Source organism: Clostridiisalibacter paucivorans DSM 22131 (assembly GCF_000620125.1).
Taxonomy (GTDB): Bacteria; Bacillota; Clostridia; order Tissierellales; family Clostridiisalibacteraceae; genus Clostridiisalibacter; species Clostridiisalibacter paucivorans.
The window spans coordinates 1-20,457 of sequence record NZ_KK211078.1 but is presented as its reverse complement, the minus strand read 5'-3'; the positions used below and the strand labels follow the sequence as shown (position 1 = coordinate 20,457).

Sequence of the window (20,457 nt, the reverse complement as noted above, 5' to 3'; positions counted from 1 at the left end):
GGACTATTTGAGATATGGTATAATCTAGTTAAATATATTATCCCTATAGCTATTGCTATCGTTGCATTTATGGGTATAATATCCATAGAACAAACCGGTGTAATGATCTTTGGGTTAGTAATTATTGTAGCACTTGCCATTTTCTCCAAAAAACTATAGAATTCAAAAAAATATCTTATTAAAGGATTTAGCATATATGCTAGATCCTTTATTTTTTCCATAATTATTATTTTCACACTAAGCTATAATACTTGAATAAAATATTATATAGTATTTTATTAAATATCTAATCAGGAGGTCTTTAAAATTATGCAATATATGATGATACCCCCAGGACAACATAAGCTACCACCATTACCATATCCATATGATGCATTGGAACCAGTTATAGGTCAGGAGACCTTAAGGATTCATCATGATAAACATCATAAATCATATGTCGAAGGATTAAATAAAGCAGAACTCAATCTAGTAGAAGTACGAAAGAATAATAATTATGAGTATATAAAATATTGGGAAAACCAATTGGCATTCAATGGGTCTGGACATATTTTACACAGTATCTATTGGACTATTATGGCCCCAATAGGTACAGGAGGTCAACCTTATCCTTTAACTATGCAACAAATAAATCAATATTTTGGGAACTTTAATAATTTCAAAGAACAATTCAAAAATGCAACTGAAAAAGTGGAAGGTTCAGGATGGGGTATATTGACATGGCAACCAACATGGAGGCACTTAGAAATTTTACAATGTGAAAAACATCAAAATCTAACCCAATGGAGTGGGATACCCATCTTAGTATGTGATGTATGGGAACATGCCTATTATCTTGATTACCAAAACAAGAGAAAAGAGTACATTGATAAATGGTGGAAACTTATTAATTGGTGTGAAGTTGAAAGACGATTGGTTTTAGCTATGAATGGCCAAGTACCAATTATGATGAATATTTAAAATTCATAGCTTTAAGCACATTGGAATTTATCCAATGTGCTTAAAATTTATTTTCTATATCCATTAACTACTACCTCAATAGCTCCTGTATCAGGATCCATAATAAGTCCATGAACATTCACATCTTCTGGGGTCAATGGGTGATCTTTTATAGCATTTACACTTTCAATAATTGCCTTTTCTACAGATTCAAACCCCTGTAGCCAACTATCTATATCTATGCCAGAATTGTTCAATATAGAAATAGTTTTTTCTTCTATCCCTCTATCTGTCATCTTTTTAATAATGCTATTACTATCTAAATTGCTCATTCCACATCCATGATGTCCAACAACAATTACATCTTCAGCATTGAATTCATAGATAGCTACTAATATACTTCTGACAATACTTCCAAAGGGATGCATTATTGTAGCTCCTGCATTTTTTATTATTTTGGCATCACCATTTTTAATATTCATAGCCTTTGGTAATAATTCTGTCAACCTTGTATCCATACAAGATAAAATTACTAACTTTTTCATGGGATTTTTTCTTGTACTATATTCCTCATATTGTTTATCTTCTACAAACTTTTTATTGTATATTAATATATCTTCTAACCTATTCAATATACAATCAATCCTCCTTTCCTTTCTTTTTATATTATCATATAGCATATTTAAGATATACTATTTTAAAAAAATTCTCTCAAATTATTTATTCAAGAGAACTTTTTTATATATAATTACTATTTACCTGTTAGAAGGAGTCCTATTTGGGCAAGTAATGCACTACCTAAATAAGTCCCTAAAAATACAAATATCCCTGTAATTGCAACTTTATAAGAGACATCCTTTAAATCTCCTAGACGATTTGCTACAGATAATCCCGCATAAGTTAATATTGGAGTTGTTATAGATAAAAAATCCACTGCATTTACTGCCTCAACAACAAATGGTGACAACATACAGAATATTAATGATGTAATAGACACCCATCCTAATATTGGAAAATCCCTTACAAACTTAATTGGAGACCGCTGCATTATTCTTTGTATTACAATACCTATTAGTGCAAACATACCTAATAAAAAAAGTCCAATAAAAGTCATCTTTGTTATTGGTGTTCCTTCAGGATTTTTTATAAGTTTCACTCTTTGAGTAAATAGTATTAAACTCAAACTTAAGCATAAAATTAGTGCATTCTTCAAATAATAATTCATTTGTTTTCCTAGCATATAATTAATCTCCCTTCACTAACTTCTTGTACATAAATCTCTGTATTGGTACTGCTAAAAATACCATAGTAAATGTTCCTATAAAACTTGTTAAAAGCTGACTAGCAGCCGCAAATGCCCGTATTGTATCTGCTAAATCTGGCCTTACTGCTATAAGACTAGATGAAGCAGCTGTCATCATACTTGCTGATCCCATACCCGATGCTATGGCCAACGCCTCTGGACTTATTCCCATATTTAAGAAAACGGGAGACACTATACTAAAGAACAGTGCTCCAAATAGTGTTCCAAATATATACATAGACAAAATACCACGGCCTTCAGGTGAGTCTAAAGTATATTTCTCTGAAATATATGCCAATTCTCCTTCTCTTCCCAGTCCTAAAGTAGACCCTATGGCTTCACGACGAAGACCCAAAAATATTGCAAGAGGAAGACCCAATATAACTGTTCCTAAATTTCCTAATTCTTGAATCAAAAATACCCATCCAATCGATAAAATCTCTCGTAGTTTTGGAGCAACATCTGCTCCATATTTAGCCATCAAAGGTAACATAATAATAATCAAATATTTGCCTGCAAAATCTACATTTTTAGTAGAATATACTTTTTTAAACAGCCCTTTCCTCATAAAAGATAGACCTAAAAACATTGTAATAAGTAATGCAAATACTAATGGCAAAAGTCCAATACGTACATTACCTATAGAAATAAGTCTAAAGCCTATCATCTCTGCTACAAAAACTACAATTACTGAAAATATAACCATATATATTAGTTCTTTAAAATCTTTCATCATTTCATCCTTCCCTAACTATTTTAATATATCATTAATTAATTTTTCATATTCTCTATAATCCCTATGATAAAGTTCATTTTTATCAATTTTTCCATCCATATTTTTTAACACTTCCAATAAGAATTCTGGAAAAATGCTAAAAATAAATTCAGGGTCATTTTCAATAAAGTCATCTCCATGGATAGTACCTGCAAATCCACTGTATCCTACTTGTAAACACGGCATCATAAACGAAAGATCTCCTATGTCTCCTGCTGCACTTATTGGATTTTCATTTCTAATACTGGGGATTTTTTCATATGAATTAAATGTATCCATCACAAATGATGATAGATATCTATTCTGAAGAAATGGTAAATATCCCATCTGTGTTTCTATATTGACTTGTCCTTGTAAACTCATGGCACTACCTTTAGCTACATCATCTACTCTTTTCACTATATCTTTCATATATTCCACTGTTTGAGTTCTCACATCTGTCCCTATGGTAATGCTATTTGGAATTACATTTGTACCCATATCAGACTCCATTATAATGGGGTTTAGTCTTACCATTTCTTTCTCATCTAATTGTTGACGCATTAATCCAATTCCAACATTGAATAATGTAGATATACTATAGGCATTAATCCCCGTAAAAGGACTAAATCCTGCATGTGCAGCCTTACCAGTGAAGTGATATTTTTTATACAAAAACCCTGCCAAATCTGAATTTATCTCTATAGTCCTCTCTTTAAAATCTCCTCCCATAGCATGGGTAGCCATAGCAAAGTCAAATTCATCAAAGATACCTAATCTCATCGCCTCTGGCTTTCCTCCAAAATATACTATCTCATTATTTTTTCTCAATTGCTCTCTATAATCTAAATCTAAAAACTCCTCTGCAGGAACAAATACAAAAGAAATAGAAAAATCAAAGTTCTGATATATATTTTCCTCTATTAATGCTCTAAATAAGGCTAACCCTATCCCTATTTGTGAATAATGCCCACAGTTATGAGCTGCTCCAGTATCCTTATCTGCATGAAAATGAGTAGGTGCATAAACTGCATCCAACTCTACCACAAAAGCCATTTTAAAAGGTTTTTTTTCTTTTGTCGGCAAAGTAAATTTTAATCCTGTCTTTGCAAAACTTTGAACGTCAATATTATGTAGATATTTCTTTATGTACTTCTCCACTATATCTTTTGTCCTGTATTCTTTATATCCTAGCTCAGGATGCATATAAATATCCTTAGCTATATCATATACTTCATCATAATATTTTTTAAAATCCACATTTATCACCTTCTCCCTTTTATTTTGTTTTAATTATAAATACAATTGTATTTATAATTAGCACTTCTAAGTATACAACAAAATTTATTTAATTTAAACTATTTCGCATTAAAAAATTTATTATTATTAATGCCCTCTCCCATAATGTTTAATCCCTTACATTTCTTGGTTTCATCAACTGTTTAATCAATGGGCTCAATAAAAAGACCTCAAGATATCTTGAGGTCTTAAATCATATATATATTTTTTTATAGATTTACTTATAAATATTCATATTAAAAATAGTTCAGATTGTTGCTGAAATATATTAAACCACGGGATAAAGTTTTAATCCTACAAATAAAAATACAGCAGCTACTAACCATAAAACTAATACCAATGGTAATACTACCTTAAGCCACTTTTGAAAAGGTATCTTAGAAATACCCAATGCAGCCATCAATACACCCTGTGTTGGGAATATAAAGTGTCCTAATCCACATCCATATTGATATGCAGTTACAATAACTTGTCTGTCAACTTTGACAAGATCTCCAAGAGGAGCCATAAGCGGCATAGTTAAAGCTGCTTGGGCTGAAGAAGATGGAACCAAGAAATTTATTCCTGTTTGCACCAATAGATTAAGTGTTGTAAATGCAACCTTTGGAAGACCGTTTAACGTATTAGCAAGGGAATTCAAAATAGTATCTATAATTTTACCATCTTGGGCTACTACTAAAATTCCCCTTGCAATACCAATTACTATTGCAGCAAAACATATATCTTTACACCCATCCACAAAGGCCGTAGCCATATCTTTTTCTGTCATAATACCAGCAATCATACCTATTATTCCAGCAAATAAAGAAATAGATAAAAAAATCATAGAGATTTCTTCTATATACCATCCCAATTCCTTTACTCCATATGCCATAAATCCAATACCAAATATGAATCCTAAAAGAATTATACCATGGTACCACTTAAAATCTATAATAGCCTCACTTTCGCTATTTAAAAAATGCTCTTTATTTTTCTTGTCTATTTCATACATTGGAGATAATTTCGGATTACTTTTAACTCTTTTAGCATACCACATAACAAATAATATAGATATTGTAATATAAATAAAAAACTGAATCCATCTAAACTCTATCCCTGAACTTATAGGTATACCAGCACTAGCTTGGGCAATCCCTACTGAAAAGGGATTAGATGTTGATGCTGTAACTCCTGTCTGAGCTCCTAAATATATTATCATCGCACCTGTTAAAGAGTCGTATCCCATAGACATCATTAACGGTATAAATATCATATAAAAAGGAATAGTCTCCTCAGCCATACCCATAATTGTTCCTCCAAGAGCAAATAACAACATTGCTACTGGTATGACTAGCAACTCTTTACCTGCAAGCATTTTTACTACTTTAGACACTCCAGCCTCAATAGATCCTGTTTTTCCTATAATGCCAAAAGAACCTCCTAATAATAATACAAACATAACAACATCTACTGCTGCTACAGACCCATTAAATGGAGCTGTCAATATGCCTTTGATTCCTTGACGAGTATCCTGGACTATAACTCCATCTGATTCTATAACCTTATCAACCTGTTTATAAGTCCCTGCAATAGGTGTCGGTTTCTTTGCATCCTTCGCATAATCGAATTCTCCACTGGGAACAATCCATGTAAGTACCGACATCACAATAATAATACCAAGTAATAAGGTCAGTGTATGTGGGACTTTAATTCTACTATTCATATTTAGACCCCCTTAATTAACAAGATATATATTCCACAATTTCTTTTATGCTCATATCTTTAAGACCCATTTTCTCCAATGTTCTTCCTGTCTCAAAATAATTTTCATCATTATATGCTGACGCAATATGAATACATGACTCTACTATTGGAACCTCAAGCCTTGCCAATTTAGCAAATTCATAACAAGGTACTAAAAGATATGCTACATCTTCTGTTATGTATCTACTTTTTGAACTGGCAGGGGCACTGTTTATTTTTGCATGAGTAGTTGATGCCCTATTAAATTCATATACTGTCTTGCAATCGCTATTGTATAGTGCATTCATAGCTTCTAATTCTGTTCTTAATTTAAAGCCAAATGCATGTCCTACAGATAATCTTTCTTTATCCATCTTAGCTGCTGCATTAGCTGTTGCTGTACTACAACAATCTCTATAGTAGTTAAACTCTCCATTGAAATTTTCAAGTATTCCCATATTTAATGTAGTTAATAATGGATGGCCTCCAAAATTTATATTTTCTAATCCTGCTATTATTGGATTTTGTAAAAATTCCAACTTTAATGGAAGTAAATTATCTAATTTAGTCTTCACATCTTCTAATTTTGAATATGGAAACACACTCATAGGTAAAAATTCTTTGATACCCATTATAGTAATTTCACCAGGTTCAACTGCCCTACATGCCCATGGTATACTTATTGCGTCTACAAATGTGATATCTAAATCAGCTCTGGAACTATCATTCTTGATTTTATTTAAAACTAGTCCTCCATAATTTCCTGGCATAAGTACTATTGTTTGTCCATCTTTAAGATGTGGAAGCATATTTCTAAACAATGTCTCTTGTGCAAAGGATGGACATATCATTATAATTACATCTGAAAACTCTACCGCTTCTTTTATATCTGTGGTTGCTTTAGTTATATTTTCAAATCCTGAAAATAACATTTCACAGTCATGCAACTCTGCTAAAGCCTTTATCCCACCATTTTCATTTATAGCTTTTATTTGAGTATCAAATTCAGGTAAATCATATATACAAACTGAATTCCCTATTTTGCTTAAATGATATGCTGCTGTCACTCCACCATTTCCAGCTCCTATAATACTAACCTTTTTCATGATCATTCCTCCTAATCATATTTTTATGTTCTGAGATATTAAAACTTATAGAGCCTTTCTATTATCCACCCCCTGATTTTTAAGAAAACATTTTCTTGTTTAACATCTATATCTCATTTAAACTTAATTTTAAAAAAATAATATGTAATTTGTATGACATAAATATGATTTTTAGTGACTGAACTATGTCAAATTATGTTGAATTTAGTCAAACTATTGACATTCAAATAAATTAACTACATAATAAAACTATGAAACTGCTAGTAGTTAGTAGTTTTTTATTTATATAAATTTAAAATCAAAAGTCTATATTGAAATTATAAGAATGGGATGATTTCATGTATAATATATGTCTAATTGAAGATGAAAAGGATTTAAATAATATCTTAAAACTTTATTTATCTAAAGAAGGTTTCAATGTTACATCTTATTTGAATTTAACAGATACCAAAAAAGCATTAGATGAAAATATAGATTTATGGATTGTAGATATAATGCTTCCTGATGGAAATGGATTTGAATTACTAAAAGAAATTAAACATAAACATAAATGTATTCCTGTTATTATTATTTCAGCTAGAGGTGATGGACTTGATAAAGTCTTAGGACTAGAAATGGGATGCGATGATTATATAGCAAAACCCTTTCTTCCAGAAGAGCTTGTGTTGAGAACTAAAAAATTATTAGAAAGATTTTATGAATTTGATAAACCAGATAAATATACGGTAAAGGCAGGCCCCTATTCTATAAATTTAAAAAGAAGATTGGTAACATATAACAATGAGATTGTAAATCTAACTTCCCACGAATATGATATAGTCTTATATTTCATAAATAACAAATTTATAGCCTTATCAAGGGATAAAATTTTAAATAATGTCTGGGGAGATAATTATTTTGGTAGTGATAGAGTAGTGGATAGTCATATTAAAAGAATTCGAAAAAAGATGCCATTACTTAATATAGAAACTATATATGGCTATGGATACAGGTGTAACCTATGATAAAACTTCAAAATAAAAAAACTCTTTATTTTAAATTATGTGTCTACTTTTCAGTCTTGATAAGTTTGATGTGTATATTAAGTATCGGTATCATATACTTTTGGTCATATTATTATTTTGATAATATATTTGAAGATAAGGTTATAGAAATGCATACATCTGTTTCTAATCAAGATTTGAATATAAAAGATGAGTGGATACTTGGTGTTACTGCTCATAGTATTGATTTAGTAGAGGCAATACATGCCAATGATATTGCTGATGAAATCTATGAAAAGGCAAAAAAGCAATTGGTAGAAACTAAATTATACAGAGAAAAAATAGCTAATAAATATCTGATGTATATGATTGATATTGATTATAAGAATGGAGAAAAAGTATACAAATATTCCGTTATTAGAGATATATATAGAGAAATTTTTCCTAAAATATTAATATGTTTTTTAATCTCTATAATGATTATCTTTATTATATCTATTTATATAATAAAACTAATCTGTAGACGCCTGACATCAGATATAAACCAGATAAGTGTCTATGCCAATAAAATTGCACATAAAGATTGGAATGAAGCCATAGATATCAATACTAATGATGAAGATATACTAAGTCTTGTCAACTCCTTTGACAGTATGAGAAAAAAACTTGTTAAAAGGGATAAAATCCAGCAATCCATGCTTCGATATGTATCCCATGAATTAAAAACACCAATAATGATTATATCTAGCTACACCCAAGCTGCTAAAGAAAATATCTATCCCAATGGCAATTTGAATTCTACCCTTGATACTGTACTTAAGCAAACATGCCGTATTAAACGTAAAGTTCAAGATTTATTGCTTATTGCTAGTCTTGAAGAAAAACAAGATGAATTAAATTTTTCTAAAATAGATTTAGTCACTATAATAAATACAGTTATGAAGAACTTTAAAGCCATTAAAGATTCTAATACTAATTTGAATGTAAAATTAGATATACATAATAGCCTCAATATCTTAGGCGATAAAGACCAAATAAAGGTTGCATTTGAAAATATTATAGAAAACCAATTACGATATGCTAAGAATTCTATAATTATACGATCTGTAATTACTAATAACAATATTAATATTTTATTTTACAATGATGGTGAGAAAATAGATATTAAAAACAGTGACTATATATTTAAACCCTTTGGAAAAGGACCCAACGGTAAAAATGGATTAGGTATGAGTATATGTAGAAAGATATTCAAACTCCATAAAGGAAATATCACGTTAATACCTACCTCTAAGGGATGTATGTTTAAAGTAGAATTGCCTAAATAGAATATAGTTTTTATCTCAAAAATAAATCCCCACCAGTTTTATACTGTATAGGGATTTATTTTCATTAAGTTTAAAAGTTAAAATTCTCTTTTTCTATACATATTTATAGAAAACATGATTGATATTACTCCCATTATAATTGCAATACCTACAATAAATAAACTTATTATATAATCTGGTTGAGAAGCTAAATATCCTATTAATTTGTTAATCCATAATGGCTTTTCTGATTTATCTAAAAACTTTCTAATAATCATTGGACCAGCAAAAATCATAATAAAAAATACCATATTAAACATCCTAGCCTTAATATAACCAAACTTAAAATAAATAGGTAGATACAAAAACGTTATAGCACCTAATCCTACTACACCTCCAATGAAGCTTTTTGTCATCATTTCTGTACTAATGTTTAAAATATTTAAGCTATTTAATATAAAACCTGATAAAACCATGCTCAACATCCCTATTATCCCAAATATAAATACTGAAAGATATCGAGATAATACAATAGTAATCCTTGACAGTGGAAGACTATTTAAAATAACTTCACTATTATTTTTATCATCATAGGCAGTTGTATACATTATCATTGTATACCCAATCATAACTGTTCCTATGGAATAAGCTACACCTTTAGAATAAACTACAGCTTGGTTTTCGATATTTTGGGTGCTAAACAAAATAAATATAATAAAACTATAAAATATGGGCATCCACAGATGCTTCTTTATAAGATATAAATCCTTTACCAATAAATTATACATTTTTTTTATTCCCCCTATAAGTATATAGCATAATATCATCAATAGTAGGTCTTTCAATCATTAGTCTTTCTCCATAGTCTTTTCTAATACCAATTGCTTCCAAAGTCAATGCCTCGAAACCAAATTTATTATTTTTTATTCCTATAAATTTTTTCTTAAGTTCTTCAGTTAAAATCTCGTTACTTCCTTTAACAATGCTATAATTGTCCAATACCTCTTCCTTAGATTTTGAAAATAATAAATTCCCATCATTTATCAATGTAATATAGTCTGCTATTTTCTCTAAATCAGTAGTTATATGGGTGGAAAAAAATATTGCTTTATCCTCATCTTGAATAATATCCATCAGTATATCAAGAAGTTCGCTCCTAAAAATAGGGTCTATGCCAGAAGTAGGCTCATCCATTATAATTAATTGAGCATCATGGGATAAAGCTAGGGCCAAACTAAACTTCATTTGCATTCCCTTTGATAATTCTTTTATTCTCTTCTCCTCATTAAGATCAAAGCTTTTTATATATTTGTGGTATAGATTATCATTCCAATTATCGTAGAAATTAGAAATAATCTTCTTCATATTCTTTAATGTCAATTCATCATAAAAATGATTTTTATCATATATAAATCCTATTTTCTGTTTAATCTCCCTTTCATCCTTTATATTATCTAATCCGAAAACTTTTATTTCCCCACTATCTCTCTTCAACAGATTCATTATTAGCTTTATAGTTGTACTCTTTCCTGCACCATTTGGCCCTATAAATCCCATAATATAACCTTTATCCAAAGTAAAGGATACATTCTTTAATCTAAAATTATCATATGACTTATTAACATTTTTAATTTCTAAAATATGATTCACTTTTCTACCTCCCCATTGAACAATATTGTGAGTATTTCTTGAAGCTCATTTAAATTTAATCCTATAATTTTGCTTTCCTCCACTACTTCCATAAGCTTGTTCTCTATTACCTTCATTCTTTTTTCTTTTAATAATTCTTTATCTTGGTTGGCAATAAAGGTCCCCTTTCCAGAAACTGTGTCAACTATACCTTCCCTTTCCAGTTCCTCATAGGCTCTTTTAGTGGTAATTACACTTATTTGTAACTCCTTTGCAAGACCTCTAATAGATGGAAGCATATCATTTTCCTTTAAATTTCCATTAATTATTTCAGTCTTTATTTGATTTATTATCTGTACATATATAGGATCTTTACTTGACTTCGAAATAATAATATCCATATATTCTCTCCTCTATTTATAATAGCGTATATACTGTGTATATGATATATATACAGTATATACGCTATTATCTTCATTGTCAATTGCATTTTTATTTGTTAAAGTCCCCTCAAGACAAGCATTATCTACTGGCTTACAACCGACAAAATACCGTAAGCTATCAAGAAATTATAAAAAAATGCCCACCAAAAATAGATTCTAAAAAAAATTATCTATAATATAGGTATGCATTTTTTGAATATTTAAATTAACTAAATTTATGTCTTTTAAATTCCTTATTTAACTAATATATCATCTCTATATCCTTTGATTCTATTATTTAAAATTGCAAATTCTTTTATCACAAGAAAAATACTCAATAAAATGGTGAGTAAATCTCCAAGAGGCATGGCAATCCACGCACCTGTTTCTCCTATAAGTCTCGGTAAAAATAATATGATTGGAATAAAAAATAGTATTTGTCTTCCCATAACTAATATAGCAGCCTTACTACCTTTACCAATCCCTTGAAAAAATACAATAGATATAGACATAATTCCATACAAAATAAATATACCTAAGAAAACTCTGAATCTCCCTATACCTAATTGAACTAATGATGCATCTGTTATAAACCAACTCAATATAGTCTTAGGTATCACCATAAAACTAACCCATAATACACCTGCAACACCTGTAGATATCTTAGTATATGTCAAAAATGCTTCCTTTACTCGTTGAAATTGATTTGCTCCATAGTTTGCACCTATTATAGGTTGTATTCCTTGTGCAATACCCCATAATGATATAAATGCAAACATCATAACCCTATATGAAGCACTCATTATAACAACACTGTCATTCCCTCCATAAGAAGATAATACTTTAAACATTATAGACATTTGAATTGCTGGCATAATTTGCATTACCAGACCTGAAATTCCAACATTCAATATCTTGGGCATAATATCAAAAGACATCTTAAAACTATTTTTTGATAATTTAATTACACTTTTACCCAATTGAAAATACATAATATCCCCTATTACGACAAAAACTTGTGAAATAATCGTTGCTAATGCTGCACCTTCTATCCCCATATCAAATCCTCTAATAAGAATCGGATCTAAAATAATGTTTATAATTATACCCAGAGTAATAATTTGCATAGCCCTTTTCATTTGACCTTCACCACGAATTAGAAAATTTAACGCAGGTCCTAATCCTGAAAAAATGAAGCCTAAAGATATTATTTTTAAATATCTTACACCTAAATCTAATATTTCCCCTTCTGCTCCAATAAATTGAAGCATCGGATTTGCAAAATTATAAACTACAATAGTCAATAAAATTGAAAGTACAGAAACACCTATCAATACATTGCCAAATAGCTTATCTATTGTCTCTTTATCATTCTCACCTATAGCCCTTGATAGGACCGACATCGCTCCCATAGCAAGGAGCATAGAAACAGCCAGATTTAAAAGTATGATATTGTATCCTAGAACTATGGCACCAACCCCCTCGGCAGACACAAGCTGGCCTACAAATATAGCATCTATCATATTATATAGACCTACAGCAATCATCCCAATCATAGCAGGTATGGCCAGCTTAATAAAAAGCTTCCCCATACTCATTTCTAATAATTCTTTTCTATTCTCATCCATTATTTCATCCTCCCCTCCATTAAGAATATGATTTATTCATATGCCTTCTTACTAATCCTCCAGCTTCTCGCCTTTATTCTCCTTTGCCAAAAATCTTTGTATTGTCCCTGTAGCTCAATAAGCTCATTATGAGTACCTTTTTGAATAATCTCTCCATCATCTATGACAACTATCTGATCGGCATTTTTTATAGTAGACAATCTATGAGCAATAACAACAAGTGTTTTATCCTTTACAAGTTCATTTATTGCCATTTGTATATGTTTTTCATTGTCTGGGTCAACACTTGCAGTTGCTTCATCTAAAAGGATTATTGGTGCATCTTTTAGTATTGCCCTGGCAATAGAAATCCTCTGTTTTTCACCGCCAGATAATGTGGAACCTCCTTCACCAACTACCGTATCATATCCATTTTCAAGCTCCATTATAAAATCATGACATCTTGCTTTCTTAGCAGCTTCTACTATTTCTTCATAACTTGCATCTGGCTTTCCAAATCTTATATTGTTTAAAATCGTATCATTAAATAGGTACACTTTCTGGAATACCATACTAATATTTTTAATAAGACTATCACAAGTCATCTTCTTTATATTAACGCCACCTACTAATATTTCTCCTTTTTGTACATCCCAAAATCTAGCAATGAGATTGGCTATAGTAGTCTTTCCACATCCAGAAGGTCCAACTAAGGCTGTCATACTATGCTCTGGAACTACAAAGTTTATATCCTTTAATACATCTTTATCCTCATATGCAAAGGTTACATTTCTAAATTTTATATCAAATTTAGAAAGTTTAATATCTTCTCCATCTTCATCAATTATTTCTACATCTTTCAATTCTTTATATCTATTAAGTCCCGCCTCCATAATTCTAATTTTTGCAGTTAATACTCCCATGGCCTTTAATGGTAGATATAACTGAAAAATAAATATAAACATCATAAGCATTATAGACATATCAAGACTTCCATATAAAGTAAGACTTGCAGATAAAAATATGGTAATTGCAATTCCTATGGAAAAAATAGATTCAAATACAAACATTGGAGGCATAAACTTTTTTTCCATTTTTATGGCTTTATCTCTGGTTTTTTCAAAGGCCTTTTTAGTGGCTTGCGATCTATCTCCACACATATTAAATGCTTTAATCACTGATATCCCTTGTACATACTCAAGGACAGCAGAAACCAACCTTGATTGCTGTTCTTGCTTTATATAAGACTGTTCCTTTCCTATAGACTGAATTTTCTTCAATACAAGCATTGCTAAAACAGTTACTATTATTGATATTAAAGCCAAACGATAATCCACTATCAATAGAAAGATACAGCCAATAGTTATATTTACATATCCAGTTACTATGCGAGATATAGAGTCCATGCTCCACATTTCAATAAAAGTTAAATCTGAAGTTATTACTGCTGAAATATTTCCCATATTACCATCACTAAAAAAACCCATGGGAAATCTTTTCAATCTATCTCCAAATTTTATTCTTTCTCTTTCAAAAATTTCATAGCCTGTTGCACTTTGTAATATATAAACTAAATATTTGAATGTATATTGACCAATCAAACCTATTAAAATCATGCACCCAGATATCAATACAGTTTTAGTACCAATAGTACCATTAACTATAGTAAACAAAATATATAGGATAGAAAAAATAGTCATATTTCTAAATATTCCTTCAAAAAAACTGCAAACCATAGCCTTTTTTATTTTAATTGCAAATTCATCTGCTAAATTTAATATTCTTTTAATAATCCCAATCATTATATTTCGGCCCCCTTTACTTTAATGTCCCAATCCATAGTATCTGTATGTGCTTTCCACATAGAAGCATAGATTTCTGATTTTTCAAGTAACTGTTCATGGGTTCCTTGAGCCGATACTTTGCCGTTATCTATTAAAATTATATTATTTGCATCTACTATTGTAGATAATCTATGTGCTATTACAATAAGGGTCTTTCCACCGATTAAACTATTTAGTGCTTCTTGTATCTTATCTTCATTTTCAGGGTCAGTAAATGCAGTTGCCTCATCGAGAATTATAATAGGTGCATCTTTAAGTAATGCCCTGGCAATTGATATCCTTTGCTTTTGTCCTCCAGAAAGCTTATTCCCAGTATCTCCCACAAAGGTTTCATATCCATTTTCAAGTTCCATAATAAAATCATGACACTGGGCTAATTCAGCTACTCGTATCACTTCTTCATTTGAAGCTCCCTGTTTTCCCATTCTTATATTATCCATAATAGAGGTATTGAAGAGATAAATATCTTGTGATACATAACTTATAGCATCCATTAACCTTTCAAAAGATATGTCTTTTATATTCACATCCCCTATTTTAATTTGACCCTTCTCTATATCCCAAAATCTAATTAATAACTTTGCTAGTGTAGATTTTCCAGAACCAGAAGGCCCTACAAGGGCTGTTACTGTGTCTTCTTTAGCTTTAAAACTTACATCATTTAATACATCTTGCTTATCATATGCAAAGGTGACATTATTAAAAGATATATCATAGTTTTTTGGGCGTATATTTTCATCAGTTTCTACTAACTCTTGACTATCAAATAAATCCTCTATAATTTTACTTTTCTGAGTTAACATGGCAATATATTCTGTGAACTCTGCTATTCTACTTAAAGGACCACCTAACCCCATAGATAATAGCATACACAAAACATACACACTTAAAGAAATAGTCCCTTTCGCATAGAATAATGCACCAAATGGTACTACAAACAACATAGTGCAAGGTACAATAGTAAAAAAAGCAGTCATATATACCCATGATTCTTTGTACCAATCAAGAGTAAATTTCTTGTAATTTCTAACTGAATCTGTATATTTTTTGAAAGAAGTAGTAGTCTGATTAAATATTTTAATCACTTCCATACCACCTATGTATTCAACAATATTTGAATTCATATCATTAGATGCTTTAAAGTAATGCTTAAGTTTATCATCACTTCCTCGCATCATAAATTTATATACAATCATTCCAATTGGAATAGTACCCAATGACAATAGTGCCATTCTCCAATCAAGGACAAATAAATATATTAGAACTGCTATGGGAACTACTATATTAGATATACCTTCTGGTATCATATGTGCCAATATCAGCTCCATTTCTTCTATCAATTCTACAAAAATATTCTTATAACTACCCGAACTTTTCTTATTAATTTCACCCATAGGCATTTTTATCATCTTATCAGCAAGCTTTTTCCTCATTCCCATAAGGGTATCATATGCAGCCTCATGAGAAGCAGCCATAGCTCCGAAAAATAAAAATGATTTCATAAGCATACTTATTAAAATAAGCACTGACATAACCAACACATAGCTAATTGTAACAGTACCCTCTCCTATAAATTCCATAATAATTTTATACACTAAATAATAAGGTATAATCCCAATAAAAGCACTTATTGTGGCCAAAAAAACTGATAGATATGTTTTGTTTTTGTAATCTTTAGCATAAGCAAAAATCTTTGATATTTCCCCCATATTCTCACCTTCCTATAAATATACATAATTTATTTTCTCAATATATCAACATCCAAAATCCCCATCAGAGATAGACACAAATACTCCATTTTCATTTAAACTATGATATATCTTTTTAGTTATTAAATCCAAATTATTTCTTGCAAAATTAAGTGTTCCCACCGTCAATACAAAATCATATCTATTGCCCCTTTCTCTTTTAATTCTTTATATTAAAATTTCTAAAGTATATCTTTTATAATTAATTTTATAGTTTAATAGTACTTTTTTCTGCTCTGATCAGTTTAAAAACACTCCAATTAGTCAACTTTATACCTAATAAAAAAGGAAGACTTTTTTTATAAAAAAAGTCTTCCTTTTTTATTAGATATTTTACAATTACTATTTTTATTGCATTTTTCTATATTTCAATGGAGTTATCCCAAAAGTTTTTTTAAAAGAAGCACTAAATTTACTCTGATTTGAATACCCTATCATATTGGCAATTTCTAAAATATTATAATCACTATCAGAAAGAAGCTCACTAGCTGTCTGCATACGATATTTTTTGAGATATGCATAAGGTCCCATACCATTTATATCTTTAAAACACTGCTTTAATTTTGTCGAGCTAATATTAAACCTATTAGATAAATTATCTATAGTCATATGTTCTTGCATATTCTCTTCTATAAAATCTCTTATATGATGGACTTTATTAATAGTTGATTTCTGATAATATCTCTCTTGTTTACCTTTATAGTCTTCATAATTATTTATCTCCAATAAAAAAAGTTCAATAGTCCTAATTTTAATTAACTCAATATTATTATCTTTTATATCATTATATATTTGGTTAAGTTTATATAAAATATTTGGATCAGTTTTTACTATTAAAAAATTTTTTCTACACATAATATTTCTATAATAGTATTCAATCTTTTTCTTTGATATGCCTAGGGTTTTTTTAATGGCATTTGTAACCTCATCCAAATAGCAAAAAATACTAATAGATTGATACCTTTTTCCTTTAAAATCTACATCTATAAAATTTTTAGTCCCCACATAGTATGCAGTATTTCCTTTTTTTACAATACATATTCTGTTACAGGGACAATTACTAATATAACTGCCATCTAAACAATAATCAATCTTTATAACAGGACTAGAAAAATTACTATTTGTTTTATTTCTAATTTTGTTTTTGATGTTAAGATTGTTAAAAGATAAATACATTCCCTGAATAATTTCATATATGATAAACATACCTTCACCATATTCAGGTAATATATTATATATCATTTTATTCCCCTCTATATTCTTTTCCTTTGAAAATTTGCTTACAAATACTTCTTTTCTTATATCATTCATATCAATTTCTACTCCTCATCAATGATAAAATAAATATCTATATGTTAATTATATAAATATTTAATAATGATGTCAATAATGATTATCATTATCATTTATGTGTAGGTAATACATATTAATTGTTGATAAATTTAGAATAATAAAAGCACTAAGATTTTTCTATCCCAGCGCCTCTAATATTTTATATTGTTATTCTTCGATCTGACTATTAATAATATCTAGAATTTCATTCTTTACTTTATAATATTCCTCATTATAGATTATATGTTTAGATTCATCCTCAAATATTGTATGGGTGAAATCAACATTGAATTCTTTTAATATCTTACCAGGGCGTTTTGACATTATAACAATCCTAGTAGCCAGCAATAATGCTTCATCAATATCGTGGGTAATTAAAAGAATAGTACTATTATTTTCTCTCCAAATATAGCGTATTAATGACTGCATATTTACTCTGGTTAATGCATCTAAAGCACCGAAAGGTTCATCCATCAGTATCACTTGAGGATAATTGGCTAGAACCCTTGCAAGTGCTACTCTCTGCTTCATGCCTCCCGAAAGCTCAAATGTAGCCTTTTCACTAAATCCAGTTAGCTTAACCTGTTCTAAAAAATGGTTTCTAATCTCTTCTATTTCCTTTGGAGGAAGACCCCTCATCTTAGGACCGAATTCCACATTATCTTTTACATTCATCCATGGATATAAAGTTGGAGATTGAAACACAACCCCCCTATGCCAATCAGGCCCTGTTATAGGCTCCCCCTGCATAAGACATACTCCACTTGTAGGTTTAATATATCCTGCAAGGGTTTTGAGTAATGTACTCTTTCCACATCCAGATGGTCCCAAAACACATAAAAATTCTCCACGTTTAATCTTTAAGTTTATATTATCCAGTGCTAAAATAGAATCTCCATTTGTTCCATATACCGATTTTAAATTTTGAATTTCCATTAAAATTTCTTGTTCTCTTTCATTTACCATTATTAAGCTCCTTTCTAAAACTATTAATCCATCAACTAAAAGAAAATTAATATGGTATACATGCTAAATATCTGACTATTTAGGAGCTTTTTCCAAAGACTTTTGTATATATAATGGGTTTACATACTTATTAAACTCTTCCTGTGATGGAGAACTTTCAATAGATTCCTGTTCTTGTAAAAAATCTGACGTATCCTTCATAATAGTTGCAAAATTACCAGGTGCTTCACTTGTTCCAAAATAGTCTTCACTCAATAATTCTTCCCTTGTATGCCAAGTAGATCCTTGCATCTGTAACAGAGCGTCTTCTGGTGTAATTCCAAGCTCTTCGGCTACAATAGCTGCAGCTTTTTCTGGATTTTGTCTATACATATCAGCTGCTTCTGTTAAACAAGATATGAAATCTGCCACTAAGTCAGGATATTTATTAGTGAATTTCTTCCTTGCTACCGCCACATTAGCTGTTATATATCCTTTTTCTGCCATTTCTTTGCTTGAGACAATCACTTCTCCATCTTTCAATAATTCTCCAAGAGATGGTTGCCAAGTATATGCTCCTTGAATATCTCCTCTTTCCCATGCCGCAACAATCTCTGCTGTCTTCATATCTAGAAGTTGTACTTTATCATCAATACCAGCTTCCTTGAGAACATTTAACAGGATATAGTGAGATGTAGATGCAAAAGGTGTCGCAATTTTTTTACCTGAAAGGTCTTGTACTTTATCAATACCTAAGCCATTCTTAACTGCTAAACCCTCAATTTCTCCAAGTACCTCATGAATCCAAACAACTTCTACATCAATATCTCTAGATAAGGCTACAATGGAATTTGTATTTCCCATAGTGGCAAAATCAATACTTCCTGATGCCAATGCTTTGTTGGCATCCACACCGGAATCAAAAACTATAAAATTGCATTTAATACCTTTTTCTGTAAAATATTTATCAAATAATCCCTCTGCTATTGCCAATGTCTCATCATTGGGAACCCGAAGAATACCAAAATTAATCTCTTTAGGCAGCGATGACGAGGATTCTCCTGAATCATTAGTGTCGTCAGAGTCACTACTACATGCTATAAGAGATACAACCATTATACTTAACAATACCACAGATGCGATTCTTTTAAATAACTTTTTCATATTCTACCTCCTCGTATAATATGTTTAGAAACACTTTTATAAGTGTTCTAAGCATATTTTTTTTATTTATTTTTATTACAATTTTTAATTGAGATATCCTAGTGCTAAAATAAGATTAAGAATAGTTAGCAAAGGATAATTCTTGTCCTCCTTGCAAAACCATAAGGTTATTGCCAGAAAAGCATGCTTCCTGACTTAGTTGTCATAACCTGCATACTACAGATGCTGCATCTCTTTGATTAGACCAACAGCAAGGTTAGTTTTCAAAGATGAATGCTAATAGTGCGAGGTTGCAGTTAGCGACTAAGATTAGGATATCTCTTTTACTAATTGTTCTCCATTTTCTAGGA

At 30.2% G+C, this 20,457-nt stretch carries 19 protein-coding genes; 3 read left to right on the top strand and 16 right to left on the bottom strand.

What is annotated here, in order from left to right:
* Positions 1-221 (bottom strand): hypothetical protein (locus tag Q326_RS18835; protein WP_205687691.1); only part of this gene is annotated, 221 nt, incomplete at its 3' end.
* 88 nt (positions 222-309) lie between these two features.
* Here Q326_RS18835 and Q326_RS0115945 point away from each other — a divergent pair.
* Complete coding sequence (locus Q326_RS0115945) at positions 310-960, top strand: superoxide dismutase (RefSeq protein ID WP_026896250.1); 651 nt, start codon at positions 310-312, stop codon at positions 958-960.
* Between the two features lie 47 nt (positions 961-1,007).
* On the opposite strand, the gene Q326_RS0115940 is transcribed toward Q326_RS0115945, so the two are convergent.
* The 6 genes from Q326_RS0115940 to Q326_RS0115915 all read right to left on the bottom strand — a co-directional run bounded on the left by Q326_RS0115940 (position 1,008) and on the right by Q326_RS0115915 (position 7,126).
* Complete coding sequence (locus Q326_RS0115940; RefSeq protein ID WP_026896249.1) at positions 1,008-1,571, bottom strand: beta-class carbonic anhydrase; 564 nt, start codon at positions 1,569-1,571, stop codon at positions 1,008-1,010.
* Positions 1,572-1,690: 119 nt separating this feature from the next.
* Positions 1,691-2,179, bottom strand: coding sequence for a hypothetical protein (locus Q326_RS0115935; protein WP_026896248.1), 489 nt, complete (start codon positions 2,177-2,179; stop codon positions 1,691-1,693).
* A gap of 4 nt (positions 2,180-2,183) precedes the next feature.
* Positions 2,184-2,978, bottom strand: coding sequence for a DUF3100 domain-containing protein (locus tag Q326_RS0115930; protein WP_205687690.1), 795 nt, complete (start codon positions 2,976-2,978; stop codon positions 2,184-2,186).
* 15 nt (positions 2,979-2,993) lie between these two features.
* Positions 2,994-4,256 carry a M20/M25/M40 family metallo-hydrolase gene (locus Q326_RS0115925; protein WP_026896246.1) on the bottom strand — a complete coding sequence of 421 codons (1,263 nt, stop codon included), beginning with the start codon at positions 4,254-4,256 and terminating at the stop codon, positions 2,994-2,996.
* A gap of 307 nt (positions 4,257-4,563) precedes the next feature.
* On the bottom strand, positions 4,564-6,000 hold the full coding sequence (locus Q326_RS0115920; RefSeq protein ID WP_026896245.1) for a YfcC family protein: 1,437 nt from the start codon (positions 5,998-6,000) through the stop codon (positions 4,564-4,566).
* 16 nt (positions 6,001-6,016) lie between these two features.
* Positions 6,017-7,126, bottom strand: coding sequence for an NAD/NADP-dependent octopine/nopaline dehydrogenase family protein (locus tag Q326_RS0115915; protein WP_034602597.1), 1,110 nt, complete (start codon positions 7,124-7,126; stop codon positions 6,017-6,019).
* A gap of 338 nt (positions 7,127-7,464) precedes the next feature.
* Between Q326_RS0115915 and Q326_RS0115910 the strand changes: the two genes are divergently transcribed.
* Positions 7,465-8,130 carry a response regulator transcription factor gene (locus Q326_RS0115910; RefSeq protein ID WP_026896243.1) on the top strand — a complete coding sequence of 222 codons (666 nt, stop codon included), beginning with the start codon at positions 7,465-7,467 and terminating at the stop codon, positions 8,128-8,130.
* The gene (locus Q326_RS0115905) at positions 8,127-9,437 is read left to right on the top strand and encodes a HAMP domain-containing sensor histidine kinase (protein ID WP_026896242.1); all 1,311 of its coding nucleotides are present in this window, start codon (positions 8,127-8,129) and stop codon (positions 9,435-9,437) included. Before Q326_RS0115910 ends, Q326_RS0115905 begins: the two co-directional genes overlap by 4 nt.
* A gap of 77 nt (positions 9,438-9,514) precedes the next feature.
* Here the strand turns inward: Q326_RS0115905 and Q326_RS0115900 are convergent, their stop codons facing one another.
* From Q326_RS0115900 to Q326_RS0115855, 9 genes are all read right to left on the bottom strand, one after another.
* Positions 9,515-10,204, bottom strand: a complete 690-nt coding sequence (locus tag Q326_RS0115900) for an ABC-2 transporter permease (protein ID WP_026896241.1) — start codon at positions 10,202-10,204, stop codon at positions 9,515-9,517.
* The gene (locus Q326_RS0115895) at positions 10,197-11,066 is read right to left on the bottom strand and encodes an ABC transporter ATP-binding protein (RefSeq protein WP_026896240.1); all 870 of its coding nucleotides are present in this window, start codon (positions 11,064-11,066) and stop codon (positions 10,197-10,199) included. Before Q326_RS0115895 ends, Q326_RS0115900 begins: the two co-directional genes overlap by 8 nt.
* The gene (locus Q326_RS0115890) at positions 11,063-11,446 is read right to left on the bottom strand and encodes a GntR family transcriptional regulator (RefSeq protein WP_026896239.1); all 384 of its coding nucleotides are present in this window, start codon (positions 11,444-11,446) and stop codon (positions 11,063-11,065) included. Before Q326_RS0115890 ends, Q326_RS0115895 begins: the two co-directional genes overlap by 4 nt.
* Positions 11,447-11,721: 275 nt before the next feature.
* Positions 11,722-13,095, bottom strand: coding sequence for an MATE family efflux transporter (locus tag Q326_RS0115885; RefSeq protein WP_026896238.1), 1,374 nt, complete (start codon positions 13,093-13,095; stop codon positions 11,722-11,724).
* A 32-nt stretch (positions 13,096-13,127) separates the two neighbouring features.
* Positions 13,128-14,876 (bottom strand): ABC transporter ATP-binding protein, encoded by a 1,749-nt coding sequence (locus tag Q326_RS0115880; protein WP_026896237.1) that lies wholly within the window; start codon positions 14,874-14,876, stop codon positions 13,128-13,130.
* On the bottom strand, positions 14,876-16,627 hold the full coding sequence (locus Q326_RS0115875; RefSeq protein ID WP_026896236.1) for an ABC transporter ATP-binding protein: 1,752 nt from the start codon (positions 16,625-16,627) through the stop codon (positions 14,876-14,878). The genes Q326_RS0115880 and Q326_RS0115875 overlap by 1 nt, the downstream gene beginning before the upstream one ends.
* 387 nt (positions 16,628-17,014) lie before the next feature.
* On the bottom strand, positions 17,015-17,977 hold the full coding sequence (locus Q326_RS0115865; protein ID WP_026896235.1) for a helix-turn-helix transcriptional regulator: 963 nt from the start codon (positions 17,975-17,977) through the stop codon (positions 17,015-17,017).
* A 189-nt stretch (positions 17,978-18,166) separates the two neighbouring features.
* Positions 18,167-18,964, bottom strand: a complete 798-nt coding sequence (locus Q326_RS0115860; RefSeq protein ID WP_026896234.1) for an ABC transporter ATP-binding protein — start codon at positions 18,962-18,964, stop codon at positions 18,167-18,169.
* A 75-nt stretch (positions 18,965-19,039) separates the two neighbouring features.
* Positions 19,040-20,107: a taurine ABC transporter substrate-binding protein gene (locus tag Q326_RS0115855; RefSeq protein WP_026896233.1), complete on the bottom strand. Its 1,068-nt coding sequence runs from the start codon at positions 20,105-20,107 to the stop codon at positions 19,040-19,042.
* Between the last annotated feature and the right edge of the window lie 350 nt (positions 20,108-20,457).

What these genes read in the sequence shown, in the direction of transcription:
- Q326_RS0115945 (WP_026896250.1), top strand. Translation starts at nt 310, where the DNA reads ATGCAATATATGATGATACCCCCAGGACAACATAAGCTACCACCATTA.
- Q326_RS0115935 (WP_026896248.1), bottom strand. Translation starts at nt 2,179, where the DNA reads ATGCTAGGAAAACAAATGAATTATTATTTGAAGAATGCACTAATTTTA.
- Q326_RS0115930 (WP_205687690.1), bottom strand. Translation starts at nt 2,978, where the DNA reads ATGATGAAAGATTTTAAAGAACTAATATATATGGTTATATTTTCAGTA.
- Q326_RS0115920 (WP_026896245.1), bottom strand. Translation starts at nt 6,000, where the DNA reads ATGAATAGTAGAATTAAAGTCCCACATACACTGACCTTATTACTTGGT.
- Q326_RS0115915 (WP_034602597.1), bottom strand. Translation starts at nt 7,126, where the DNA reads ATGAAAAAGGTTAGTATTATAGGAGCTGGAAATGGTGGAGTGACAGCA.
- Q326_RS0115910 (WP_026896243.1), top strand. Translation starts at nt 7,465, where the DNA reads ATGTATAATATATGTCTAATTGAAGATGAAAAGGATTTAAATAATATC.
- Q326_RS0115905 (WP_026896242.1), top strand. Translation starts at nt 8,127, where the DNA reads ATGATAAAACTTCAAAATAAAAAAACTCTTTATTTTAAATTATGTGTC.
- Q326_RS0115900 (WP_026896241.1), bottom strand. Translation starts at nt 10,204, where the DNA reads ATGTATAATTTATTGGTAAAGGATTTATATCTTATAAAGAAGCATCTG.
- Q326_RS0115890 (WP_026896239.1), bottom strand. Translation starts at nt 11,446, where the DNA reads ATGGATATTATTATTTCGAAGTCAAGTAAAGATCCTATATATGTACAG.
- Q326_RS0115885 (WP_026896238.1), bottom strand. Translation starts at nt 13,095, where the DNA reads ATGGATGAGAATAGAAAAGAATTATTAGAAATGAGTATGGGGAAGCTT.
- Q326_RS0115880 (WP_026896237.1), bottom strand. Translation starts at nt 14,876, where the DNA reads ATGATTGGGATTATTAAAAGAATATTAAATTTAGCAGATGAATTTGCA.
- Q326_RS0115875 (WP_026896236.1), bottom strand. Translation starts at nt 16,627, where the DNA reads ATGGGGGAAATATCAAAGATTTTTGCTTATGCTAAAGATTACAAAAAC.
- Q326_RS0115865 (WP_026896235.1), bottom strand. Translation starts at nt 17,977, where the DNA reads ATGAATGATATAAGAAAAGAAGTATTTGTAAGCAAATTTTCAAAGGAA.
- Q326_RS0115860 (WP_026896234.1), bottom strand. Translation starts at nt 18,964, where the DNA reads ATGGTAAATGAAAGAGAACAAGAAATTTTAATGGAAATTCAAAATTTA.
- Q326_RS0115855 (WP_026896233.1), bottom strand. Translation starts at nt 20,107, where the DNA reads ATGAAAAAGTTATTTAAAAGAATCGCATCTGTGGTATTGTTAAGTATA.